Genomic DNA, 11,858 nt, shown 5'->3' with positions numbered 1-11,858 from the left:
ATTCGTCGCAGCAGGATAGGAAATACGAGCAAACGCCGTAACAAATGCCTATTTCAGGCGAAGTTGGGAAGGCAACCCAAATAGCGACATAAGCTAAGAGGAAAAAATGGACAGCCACACCTACCCCGTTACCCGCACCGATGCCGAATGGCGCGCCCGGCTGACGCCCGAGCAATATGCGGTGATGCGCAACCACGGCACCGAACGGCCGGGAAGCTGCGCCCTGCTGCACGAGAAGCGCGCCGGCACCTTCTCCTGCGTCGGCTGCGACCAGCGCTTGTTTGAATCCAAGCTGAAATTCGAGAGCGGCACCGGCTGGCCGAGCTTCAACGATCCCGTGCCGGGCTCGGTCGAGACCACCGTCGACCGCAGCTACGGCATGGTCCGTACCGAGTGCCATTGCGCCCGCTGCGGCAGCCATCTCGGCCATGTCTTCGACGACGGCCCGCCGCCGACCGGCCTGCGCTATTGCATCAACGGCGTGGCGCTCAAATTCGAGCCGGCCGCCTGACCGTCAGGCCACAACCACCAGGATCAGCCACAACGTGGCGCCAAGCGTCATCAGCGAGGCCTTGGCGCCACTCGATTTTCCGGCAGTTCGCCAAACGGCAAAGGTCAGGAAGATATTATAGGGCACCGGCGCGAAATGCACCGCCAGGACTAGCGCAAGCGGCAGCTTCAGCCCAAGCAGAATGAGCGCCGCCACCGACAACGCGACGTTGATCGCTGTGCCGACAACGACCATATCGCGCCAGAACAGCCGATCGAGCGGCACGCCGCCCAGCCAGCGTGAGCGGAAGAAGGCGGCAACGCGCGACATGATCGTCATCGATCGACCGGCTCCCTTGCTCTGCTCACCAGAGCGATTCTAAGGATTGCGTCTGGAAATCCTGCTTTATTCCTGACCCAGAACTTCGGCAATCGCGCGCTCGAAACGTGAGGCTTCCGTAACCAGCCAGTCGGTCATCGCCGGCCAATTGTCTTCGGCAAAACAATTCACCCGCCACATCGAATTGATGCCTAGGCCGTCGCAACTTTGTTCTGGCCTGAGCTTCAGCCTGTCTTCGATGGCCGGCTGGAACGGCTTCAACCGCGACCAGGCTTGCGTGGCACCGAGCTTCTCGTTGCGGCCGAAGAAGACGCCGACATGATTGTGCGCAGGCGCGACATACATGGAAATGACCAATGCGAAGTCGGGCAGCCCACGCTGCCAGAACCACGGCCCGCGCCTCGCCAGCAGAGCCCTTTCATCCGGATGCCGTTCCGCGAACAGCGTCCAGAAGCTGCGTTGGCGGAATTCAGAGGCGCGGCGGGCGCCAAAATCGAATTCGCTCATGGTTCGATGCTCGCTCCAGCATCAGGCCGAGACTGTTGCCGAGACGGTTTCGAAAATTCGCTCTGGCGGGTCGTATGGTGGTGGTTTCGAGAACCGGAGCGCAGCGGACTTTTAGGTCCGTGAGCATCGGAAGCGCCGAAAACACCATCGGATTGCTGCCGGAGTAGAATTTCCAGACAGTCTCTACACCATTCCAAGCGCGGCCTTGTAGAGGTCGAGAATGGATTCCTCTTCTTGCCGCTCGGCCTGGTCTTTCTTGCGCAGCCGGATGATCGACCGCATCGCCTTGGTGTCGAAGCCGGTGCCCTTGGCCTCTGCAAACACTTCCTTGATGTCGTCGGCAATCGTCTTCTTCTCTTCCTCGAGCCGCTCGATGCGTTCGATGAAGGCGCGCAGCTGGCCGGCGGCAACAGTCTGGCTGGTCTCGGTGATGTCGTCGGCCATATTCTTCTCTCCGCGTCGTTTCTCGCCGCGACTCGGGGTAACCCGAGCGGCGAATTGCAGCGGTTCGATGCCCGACCGGGCGCGGCGGGTCAAGGTGCTATCGATGCGGCATGAAGGGGTTGGGCACGCCTTAAGGTGTGTTGAGATTCAGGTCAGGCCGAGCCGAAAACGATGGCTGCCGAGAACCGGAGCGGAGCGTACCCGAGTACGTGAGCACCGGAAGCGCAGGAAGCCGGCGTTTGCAGGCCGGCATCACCTGAATATCAGCACACCTTACCCGAATGCGATCAGCAGATCCTTTGCATCGATCTGGTCGCCGGCCTTGACCAGCACCTCGGCTATGGTGCCGTCGCGTTCGGCATGCAACGCCGTTTCCATTTTCATCGCTTCGATCGACAGCAGCACGTCGCCGGCCTTTACCGCCTGGCCGGCAACGACCGCAAGCGCCGAGACGACGCCAGGCATCGGCGCGCCGACATGCGCCTCATTGCCCGGCTCCGCCTTGCGCCGTACCTTGGCAGCGGAGGCGCCATGCGCCCGGTCCGGCACCTTCACCCGGCGCGGCTGCCCGTTGAGTTCGAAGAACACGGTGACCATGCCCTTTTCGTCGACATCGCCCATGGCAAGGCAGCGCACCACCAGCGTTTTGCCTTTTTCGATATCGACGAAAATCTCGTCTTCCGGCTTCATGCCGTAGAAATAGGTCGGCGTTGGCAGCACGCTGACCGGCCCGTAGGTCTCCTGCGCGGCGGCAAAATCGGAAAACACCTTCGGATACATCAGCCACGACGCGAACTCGAACTCACTGAGCTTGCGCTCGAGTTTTTCCTCGACCTCCGTGCGACTGGCCTTGAGGTCCGCCGGTTTGAGCAGCGAACCTGGCCGCACCGTGATCGGCTTTTCGCTCTTCAGCACCTTCTTCTGCAATGACTTTGGCCAGCCGCCCGGCGACTGGCCGAGATCGCCGCGCAACATCGACACCACCGAATCCGGGAAGGCGATGTCCCGCGCCGGATTCTCGACGTCGGCGACGGTCAAGTCCTGGCTCACCATCATCAGCGCCATGTCGCCGACGACCTTGGACGACGGGGTCACCTTGACGATGTCGCCGAACATCAGATTGACGTCGTGATAGGTCTGCGCCACTTCATGCCAACGTGTCTCCAGCCCGAGCGAGCGCGCCTGTTCCTTGAGGTTGGTGAACTGCCCGCCCGGCATTTCATGCAGATAGACCTCCGATGCCGGCCCCTTCAGGTCGCTTTCAAAGGCGGCGTACTGGTTGCGCACCGCCTCCCAGTAGAACGAGATGTTCCTGATCCATTGCGGGTCGAGGCCCGGGTCGCGCTCGGTGCCTTTCAGCGCCTCGACGATCGAACCCAGGCACGGCTGCGAGGTGTTGCCCGATAGCGAATCCATCGCCGCGTCGATGGCGTCGACGCCGCTCTCCACCGCCGCCAGCACGGTTGCCGCCGACAGGCCGGATGTGTCGTGGGTGTGGAAGTGGATCGGCAGGTCCGTCGCCTCACGCAGCGCCTTGAACAGCACGCGGGCCGCCGCCGGTTTCAAAAGCCCGGCCATATCCTTGACGGCGATGATATGGGCGCCTGCCGACTGCAGTTCCCTGGCCAGGCCGACATAATATTTCAGATCGTATTTGGCCCGCGCCGGATCGAGTATGTCGCCGGTATAACAGATCGCCGCTTCGATCAGCTTGCCCTCGGCGCCGACCGCATCCATGGCGACGCGCATGTTCTCGACCCAGTTCAGGCAGTCGAAGACGCGAAACAGGTCGATGCCGCCGGCAGCGGCCTGGCGGACGAAATGCTGGACGACGTTGTCGGGATAGTTGGTATAGCCAACGCCATTGGCGCCGCGCAGAAGCATCTGCAGAAGAAGGTTGGGTGCCGCCTCGCGCACTTTGCTCAGCCGCTCCCATGGGTCCTCGGTGAGAAAGCGCATGGCGACGTCGAATGTGGCGCCGCCCCAGCATTCGAGCGACAACAGCTGCGGCAGAGCACGCGCATAGGTGCCGGCAATTCCGGCGATGTCATAGGTGCGCACACGCGTCGCGAGCAAGGATTGATGCCCGTCGCGCATTGTCGTGTCGGTGACCAGCACCTCTTTTTGCTCGCGCATCCAGGCGGCGAATTTCTCCGGCCCGAGCACGTCGAACTTCTGCTTGCTGCCTTGAGGCACATTGCCGTTGAGATATGGCACCACCGGCGGCGCCGCATCGGCCTTTGGCTGCGGCCGGCCGCGCGTCTCGGGATGACCATTGACCGAAACATCGGCAAGATAGTTGAGCAGCTTGGTCGCGCGGTCCTGCCGCTTCACACTGGCGAACAGTTCCGGCGTCGTGTCGATGAACTTGGTGGTATAGGAATTGTCGGCGAAGCTCCGGTGATTGATGATCGCCTCGAGGAAGGTGAGATTGGTCGCCACGCCGCGGATACGGAATTCGCGCAGCGCCCGGTTCATGCGGGCAATGGTCTCGGCCGGCGTCGGCGCCCACGCCGTCACCTTTTCCAGCAGCGGATCGTAGAAGCGGGTGATCACCGCGCCCGAATAGGCGGTGCCCCCATCAAGGCGGATGCCGAAGCCGGTGGCACCGCGATAGGCGGTGATGCGGCCATAATCGGGGATGAAATTATGTTCGGGATCTTCCGTGGTGATGCGGCACTGCAGGGCGTGACCGTTGAGCCTGATGTCCTTTTGCGCCGGCACGCCCGATTCCGCCGTGCCGATGGCAAAGCCGTCGAGGATATGGATCTGCGCCTTGACGATGTCGATGCCGGTCACCTGTTCGGTGACGGTGTGCTCGACCTGGATGCGCGGATTGACCTCGATGAAATAGAATTTTCCGGTGTCGGCATCCTGCAGGAACTCGACCGTGCCGGCGCCGATATAGCTGGTTTGGCGCGCAATTCTCAGCGCGTAGCCGCAAAGCTCTTCGCGTTGTGACATTTCGAGATACGGCGCCGGCGCCCGCTCGACGACCTTCTGGTTGCGGCGCTGGATCGAACAGTCGCGCTCGAACAGGTGCACGGCGTTGCCTTGGCGGTCGCCCAGCACCTGCACCTCGACATGGCGGGCGCGCTCGATCAGCTTCTCGAGATAGACCTCGTCCTTGCCGAAAGCCGCCTTCGCCTCACGCTTGCCCTCCATGACCTCGCGGGCGAGATCGGCCTCGGAGCGGATGGCGCGCATGCCGCGGCCGCCGCCGCCCCAGGATGCCTTGAGCATCACCGGGTAGCCGATCGTCCTGGCGAGTTCCCTTACCGCCGCCATGTCGTCCGGCAAGGGATCGGTAGCGGGAATTACCGGCACGCCGACTTCGATCGCGAGATTGCGCGCGGCGACCTTGTTGCCCAGCCTGCGCATCGTATCGGGCTTTGGCCCGATGAAGATGATGCCGGCCTTGGCGCAGGCCTCGGCGAATTCCGGGCTCTCCGACAGCAGCCCGTAACCCGGATGGATGGCGTCGGCGCCCGAAAGCCTGGCGACGCGGATAACCTCCTCGATCGAAAGATAGCTTTCGATCGGCCCCATATCCCTGGCCAGATGCGGCCCGCGCCCGACCTGGTAACTTTCGTCGGCCTTGAAGCGATGCAGGGAATATTTGTCCTCCTCTGCCCAGATCGCCACGGTTTTAAGGCCGAGCTCATTGGCCGCGCGGAAGACGCGGATGGCTATTTCGGAGCGGTTGGCGACAAGGATCTTCGAGATTGCCAAGGACAGGGCTCCGGACGCCGGGAAGGGAACTGCCGGACATGATTAGCGCGAAAATGCTGCAGTGCAAACAAAATCGAAAAGAGCATTAAACCGATTTAGTTTGATCTAATCGCGTTGACGCATTGCGTGTCGATCCGGACAACGCCTGGGCAGTTCCGATCCAGGCTTTCGGGAACTCTCATAAAAAATGCCCGGCGCGAGGCGCCGGACATTCTCATGTAGCAACGTCCGGTTATTTGCCGGGTTCGTTCTCGACATAGGTGTACTTGCCGTCGTCACCCTTCTTCCAGGTGTACATGACGTAGTCCGGACGGGTGATATCGCCCTTTGCGTCGTAGCCGATCTCGCCGATCGCAGTCTTCCAGGGGCCGGCCGACTTGATGGTCTCGGCTACCTTCTGAGCGTCATCGGCTGAGCCGGTCTTGGTGATGGCGGCCGCGATGATTTCCATCGCTGCGTAGGAGTAGAGCGTATAAGCCTCAGGCTCGAAGCCGGCCGCACGGAACTTCTCGACGAGTTCCTTGGCGTTCGGATTCTTGCGCGGATCCGGAGCGAACGTCATCAGCGTGCCCTCGACGGCGTCGCCGGCGATGGAGGCCAATTCGTTCGACACGATGCCGTCGCCGGACATGAAGGTTGCCTTGAGGCCCTGGTCGGCGAGCTGGCGTATGATCAGGCCGGCTTCGGTGTGCAGGCCGCCATAGTAGACGACCGAGACGCCCGCATCCTTCATCTTGGCGATGAGGGCCGAGAAATCCTTGTCGCCGACATTGATGCCTTCATACATGGCCTCAGTCACGCCGTTGGCTGCGAGCGCCTTCTTGGTTTCGTCGGCGAGGCCCTGGCCATAAGGCGTCTTGTCATGGATGACAGCGATCTTGGCATCCTTGAAGTTCGCCGCGAGATAGTCGCCAGCGACCTTGCCCTGCTGATCGTCGCGTCCGCAGGTGCGGAAGGTGTTCCACATGCCACGTTCGGTGAACTTCGGATTGGTCGCGGCCGGCGTGATCTCGAGGATGCCGTTCTCGGCGTAGACTTCCGACGCCGGGATCGAGACGCCGGAGTTGAAGTGGCCATCGACGTACTTGACGCCGTCGGCGACGAACTTGTTGGCGACCGAGATGCCTTGCTTGGGATCGGAGACGTCGTCGCCGACTTCAAGCTTGAGCTGCTGGCCAAGAACGCCGCCCGCCGCATTGATATCGGCGACTGCCTGTTCGGCACCCTTCTGAAGCTGGGCACCGAACGCTGCGTTCGGACCGGTGATCGGACCGGCAACGCCGATCAGGATGTCAGCCCACGCGTTGCCGCTGAACGCGACAAGCGCGGTCAGTGCGACGGCGGACAAAAGTGACTTTTTCATTGAAACGCTCCCATTTACCGAGTGGGCGTGGATGTTGCTTTCATGCGATGCCCACTCTTGCTCGCAGAAAGAGTACTTTGCCGATTTTCAGGCACTTGTCACGCCGATTCATCCCTGAAACGCCATTAATGATAAATGTCAACCTTTCGGTTTCCAGCTCAAAAGAGAGGCTCTTTCGTAAAGCCAATTATACTGCGTTACCATCTGGTTCGTGCGCGTGTATTGGTAGCCAATGAAGCCCAATATCATCAGCACGATGGTATCGACCACGTAGTAATGCAGCGAAAACATCGTTCCGCCGAACAGCGCATGATGGATGAATCTTACGCCGATGCCGAGCCCCAGCATATAGGCGAATAGCTGGGCGAAGCTGCGCCATGTCTGGGCACACGCCTTGCCCGTCATCCAGGCCGCCCAGCCGCCGAGCAGGCAGGTGACGAAAAAGAACTGCCAAATCGAGGGTTCCTCATAAAGAATGCCCTGCATGATGAAGACTCCTGAAACTCAGTGATGGCCGCCCTCGAGATAGGCGGCGCGCACTTCCGGATTGGCGAGCAGTTCCTTGCCGGTGCCGCTCATCGTCACATTGCCGTTGACCATGACATAGCCGCGCGTGGCGAGCTTCAGTGCGCCGAAGGCGTTCTGCTCGACCAGGAACACGGTCAGTCCCTGCGTGCGGTTCAGCTCGCGAATGGCGTCGAATATCTGCTTGACGATCAGCGGCGCCAGGCCTAGCGACGGCTCATCCAGCAAGAGCAGCTTCGGCCTTGCCATCAGCGCGCGGCCGATCGACAGCATCTGCTGCTCGCCGCCCGAAAGCGTGCCGCCACGTTGGCTGACGCGTTCCTTGAGCCGCGGGAACAGCGTAAAGACCCTTTCGACATCCTCGTCGTAATGCTTGAGACCGTCGAGGCTGGCGCCCATCTGCAGGTTTTCCATCACCGTCATGCGCGGAAAGATGCGCCGGCCCTCCGGCGACTGCGCGATACGCATGCGTGCGATCTCGTGGGTTGGCATCTGGGTGATATCGGTGCCGGCGAAGGTGATGGTGCCGGCACGAGCGCGCGGAGCACCGAAGATAGTCATCATCAGTGTCGATTTGCCGGCGCCGTTGGCGCCGATCAGCGCCACGATCTCGCCCTGTTTGACGGTGACGTCGACGCCGTTCAGCGCCCTGATGTTGCCGTAGTAGGTCTGGACGCCCTTGATATCGAGCAGCGTTGTGCCGGCCATTATTTCCGCCCCCCACGCCGATTAGAGGTGCCGGGAGTTTTCGACTTCGCCGGAGCCTTGCCCGGCTTTGCCGTGGAAGATTTCGCGGCCGATTTGGCTTTGGCCGGCGATCCGGACTTTGCAGCAGCAGCGCTCGACCTTGCATCGATCTGCCCGGCCTTCGAAGCGCCCTTTGACACTGTGACGCGTTCGCCCTCGCTATGGCCGACGGTATCGGCCACCGGTCCGGCGAGATAGGAAGACGATGTGCCCGGTCCATGCGCGGCATCCGGACCCGTATCCAGTTGCTCGATGACGTCCTCGTCGCCGACTTCGGTCAGTACCGTCTCGACGTCCTCGTCTTCGACGCCGAGATAGGCGGCGATGACGCGCGGGTCGGTTCGCACCGATTGCGGGTTGCCGTCGGAGATCTTGCGCCCGTATTCGAGGACGACGACATGGTCTGAAATCTGCATGACCACCGCCATGTCGTGCTCGATCAAAAGGATCGAGGTGCCGGTGTTGTCCTTGATGTCCATCAGCAGCGCATTGAGCGCCGCCGATTCCTTCGGATTAAGGCCGGCGGCCGGCTCGTCGAGGCACAAAAGCTCAGGGCCGGTGCACATGGCGCGAGCAATTTCGAGCCGTCGCTGCGCGCCATATGGCAGATCGCCGGCAGGATCGTCGGCGCGGTCGACGAGATCGGCCTTCTCCAGCCAGTGCTCGGCGAGTTCAACCGATTCCGCCGAAGCCTGTCTGTATCCGCTATAACCGAACAGGCCGAGAACGGTATAGCCGGACGCCTTCATCAGCTTGTTGTGCTGGGCCACCAGCAGGTTCTCCAGCAGCGTCATGCCCGAGAACAGGCGGATGTTCTGGAAGGTGCGCGCCACTTTGGCCCGCGCCGGGATCTCATGGTTCGGCAGGCGTTCGAGCAGGAAGGTCGAGCCGTCGCGCCGGTTGAGCGTGATCATGCCTTCCGACGGCTTGTAGAAACCGGTGATGCAATTGAACACGGTGGTCTTTCCGGCGCCGTTGGGGCCGATCAGCGCGGTGATCTCGCCACGTTTGGCCTGGAATGACAAATCGCCGATGGCGATGAGACCGCCGAACTTCATCGACAGATGCTCGACCTGCAGGATGGCATCGTTCACGGAGGGGCTCGCGTTCATCAGCCGTGTCCCTCCTTGGTGAAGGACCCGGACACCGCCCTGCGCACCTTGAGGAAGGCTGTCGGCTCGCGGCTGCCGACGAAGCCACGCGGCTTCCACAGCATGACGATGACCATGGCCATGCCGAACAACAGCATGCGATAAAGCTCCGGCGTGAAGTCGGGGCCGAACCCGGGTATGACCTTGATGTTGCCCCAACTCAGGCCGGTCTTGAGGAAATCCAGTTCGCGCAGGATTTCGGTGCCGCCGATCATCACCATGGCGGCGACGGCAATGCCGACCAGCGAGCCCATGCCGCCAAGCACGACGATGGCAAGGATGATCGCCGATTCCAGGAAGACGAAGGATTCCGGGCTGACGAAGCCTTGCCGCGCGGCGAAGAACGAGCCGGCAAAGCCGCCGAACATCGCGCCCGTGGCAAAGGCCGTGAGCTTGGTGGTGGTGGTGTTGATGCCGAGCGAGCGGCAGGCGATCTCGTCCTCGCGCAGCGCTTCCCAGGCGCGGCCGACCGGCAGGCGCCTGAGCCTCACCGTGACGAAGGCGGTCAGCAGGCAGAGTCCAAGGATCAGGTAGTAGAGGAAGATCTTGTAGTAGGCACCGGACTGCGCGATGCCGAGCACCTTGGAGATGTAGTTCGGGTCGGAGACGTTGAACGACATCAGGCCGAAGAACGAGACCTTCGGGATGCCGGAAATCCCGGCCGAGCCGTTGGTCACTTCGCGCCAGTTGATAATCACCAGCCTTATGATCTCGCCGAAAGCGAGCGTCACGATCGCCAGATAGTCACCGCGCAGGCGCAACACAGGGAAGCCCAGCATCACGCCCCAGAACGCAGCCATCAGGCCGGCGGCGGGCAGCAGGATCCAGAAGGAAAGGCCGTAATGCGTGCCGAGCAACGCATAGGCATAGGCACCGACGGCGTAGAAGGCGACATAGCCTAGGTCCAGCAGGCCGGCCAAGCCAATAACGATATTCAACCCCCAGGCCAGCATCACGTAGATCAGGATCTGGATGCCGAAATTGTCGACATACTTCAGCGAACCCTGGAAACCGGCCGCCATGGACCCGGCATATAGCGCCAGCACCAACACCACGATAATCGGGTAGAGCGCCAGTGCGGTTATGCCCAATGCCGAGAAATGAGAATGAATGAAGGCCCGGAACCGATATATCAGCCAGGCTAGCGCATAGATGATTGCAAGTGCCCGCAGGAACCGCACAAAATCGGAAAGTTCCGGCCCTAAAGCCTCGGTCAGGAAGCCCCTGAGCGCGAGCAGAATAACGGCGACGGCGAGCGCCACGATGAACGCGGGAAGGCGGAAGAATCGCGAAGCCAGGCTGACCGGCAGCAGGCCGGTGGCGACGTCGACGATCTTCTGGTTCGCCAGGAAGGGCTGGCCATAGGCGACATAAAGGAAGCGTCCGGCCATGGTGGCGATCACGACGCCGGCGAGCAAGCCCCAGCGCTGCACCAGGATCAGTTCGTTGGAGATGTTCTGGTCGGTCTTCAGGCCGATGAACAGCACGAACAGGCCAAGCGAGATGGCGCCGGCATAGAGCGCTTCGCGAAAAGCGCGCTGGACCGGGGTGGCGACGACGGTGCTTTCCGGAGACACGGTAACCGCCATGATCTCAGACCTTTTCGACTTCTGGCCGGCCGAGAATGCCGGAAGGCAGGAAGATCAGCACGATCGCCAGGATGGAGAAGGCGGCGACGTCCTTGTAGTCGATCGAGAAATAAGCCGACCACATGCTTTCGATGAAGCCAATCATCAGGCCGCCGAGCACGGCGCCGGGCAGTGAGCCGATACCGCCGAGCACCGCGGCAGTAAACGCCTTCACACCCGGCGTAAAACCGTCGGAAAACACCACCACGCCGTAATACATCAGGAACAACGTGCCGGCGACGGCGGCGAGGGCGGCGCCCATGATGAAGGTGATCGAGATGGTGCGATCGACGTCGACGCCGAGCAGTGCGGCCATCTTGCGATCCTGCTCGCAGGCGCGCTGCGCCCGGCCGAGCGAGGTCTTGTTGACCAGGTACCAGAACACCGCGAGCAGGACTATGGTGACCAGGACGATGATGATCTGCTTCAGCGAGACGCTGATGCCTTCGATGTTGTAGACCGTGGACACCATTGGCGGGACCGGCTTGTTGCGCGGCCCTTGCGTCACCTGGACGAAATTGGACAGCGCAATCGACATGCCGATCGCAGTGATCAGCGGCGCCAGCCGGAATGAACCACGCAAAGGCCGGTAGGCCACCTTCTCGATCGTCCAATTATACAGGCTGGTCAGCAGCATCGCGACGATCATCATGATCAGCAGCGCAACGACGATCGGCAGCGAATAGAACAACGCACCGAGGATAAGGAAAACGATGAGTGCGGTGAAAGCGCCGATCATGAAAATGTCGCCATGGGCGAAATTGATCATGCCGATGATGCCGTAGACCATCGTATAGCCGATCGCTATCAGCCCATAGATCGATCCCAGCGTCAGCCCGTTGATAAGCTGCTGGACAAAATACTGCATGCTGTCGTGGCTCCCCTGGAATGTCGCCCATGCAGACGCATTCCTTTTCGTATTTTCCCTAGTC

Annotated in this window: 11 protein-coding genes; 1 reads left to right on the top strand and 10 read right to left on the bottom strand. The window is 61.4% G+C overall.

Annotation, left to right across the window (positions count from 1 at the left end; all coding sequences use genetic code 11):
* Positions 1-106 precede the first annotated feature (106 nt).
* Complete coding sequence (gene msrB, locus NKJ84_RS00470; protein ID WP_352504922.1) at positions 107-511, top strand: peptide-methionine (R)-S-oxide reductase MsrB; 405 nt, start codon at positions 107-109, stop codon at positions 509-511.
* Between the two features lie 3 nt (positions 512-514).
* Here the strand turns inward: msrB and NKJ84_RS00465 are convergent, their stop codons facing one another.
* The 10 genes from NKJ84_RS00465 to NKJ84_RS00420 form a co-directional block, all read right to left on the bottom strand.
* Positions 515-829 carry a hypothetical protein gene (locus NKJ84_RS00465; protein WP_254816425.1) on the bottom strand — a complete coding sequence of 105 codons (315 nt, stop codon included), beginning with the start codon at positions 827-829 and terminating at the stop codon, positions 515-517.
* 66 nt (positions 830-895) lie between these two features.
* Positions 896-1,336 (bottom strand): DUF4268 domain-containing protein, encoded by a 441-nt coding sequence (locus NKJ84_RS00460; protein ID WP_254816424.1) that lies wholly within the window; start codon positions 1,334-1,336, stop codon positions 896-898.
* A 183-nt stretch (positions 1,337-1,519) separates the two neighbouring features.
* Positions 1,520-1,780, bottom strand: a complete 261-nt coding sequence (locus NKJ84_RS00455) for a DUF2312 domain-containing protein (RefSeq protein ID WP_023719653.1) — start codon at positions 1,778-1,780, stop codon at positions 1,520-1,522.
* A 273-nt stretch (positions 1,781-2,053) separates the two neighbouring features.
* Complete coding sequence (gene pyc / locus NKJ84_RS00450; RefSeq protein ID WP_352504921.1) at positions 2,054-5,512, bottom strand: pyruvate carboxylase; 3,459 nt, start codon at positions 5,510-5,512, stop codon at positions 2,054-2,056.
* Positions 5,513-5,744: 232 nt separating this feature from the next.
* The gene (locus tag NKJ84_RS00445) at positions 5,745-6,875 is read right to left on the bottom strand and encodes a branched-chain amino acid ABC transporter substrate-binding protein (RefSeq protein ID WP_254816422.1); all 1,131 of its coding nucleotides are present in this window, start codon (positions 6,873-6,875) and stop codon (positions 5,745-5,747) included.
* Positions 6,876-7,013: 138 nt separating this feature from the next.
* Complete coding sequence (locus NKJ84_RS00440) at positions 7,014-7,361, bottom strand: DUF6867 family protein (protein WP_254816421.1); 348 nt, start codon at positions 7,359-7,361, stop codon at positions 7,014-7,016.
* 18 nt (positions 7,362-7,379) lie between these two features.
* A complete protein-coding gene (locus tag NKJ84_RS00435; protein ID WP_352504920.1) occupies positions 7,380-8,108 on the bottom strand; it encodes an ABC transporter ATP-binding protein in 729 nt (242 codons plus the stop codon).
* On the bottom strand, positions 8,108-9,259 hold the full coding sequence (locus tag NKJ84_RS00430) for an ABC transporter ATP-binding protein (RefSeq protein ID WP_352504919.1): 1,152 nt from the start codon (positions 9,257-9,259) through the stop codon (positions 8,108-8,110). The genes NKJ84_RS00435 and NKJ84_RS00430 overlap by 1 nt, the downstream gene beginning before the upstream one ends.
* Positions 9,259-10,887 (bottom strand): high-affinity branched-chain amino acid ABC transporter permease LivM, encoded by a 1,629-nt coding sequence (gene livM, locus NKJ84_RS00425; RefSeq protein WP_352504918.1) that lies wholly within the window; start codon positions 10,885-10,887, stop codon positions 9,259-9,261. Before livM ends, NKJ84_RS00430 begins: the two co-directional genes overlap by 1 nt.
* Before the next feature lie 4 nt (positions 10,888-10,891).
* Complete coding sequence (locus NKJ84_RS00420) at positions 10,892-11,794, bottom strand: branched-chain amino acid ABC transporter permease (RefSeq protein ID WP_254816418.1); 903 nt, start codon at positions 11,792-11,794, stop codon at positions 10,892-10,894.
* Positions 11,795-11,858 lie beyond the last annotated feature (64 nt).

This window comes from Mesorhizobium sp. M0048 (assembly GCF_040323405.1).
Taxonomy (GTDB): Bacteria; Pseudomonadota; Alphaproteobacteria; order Rhizobiales; family Rhizobiaceae; genus Mesorhizobium.
This window is presented reverse-complemented; position numbering and strand designations above follow the sequence as displayed.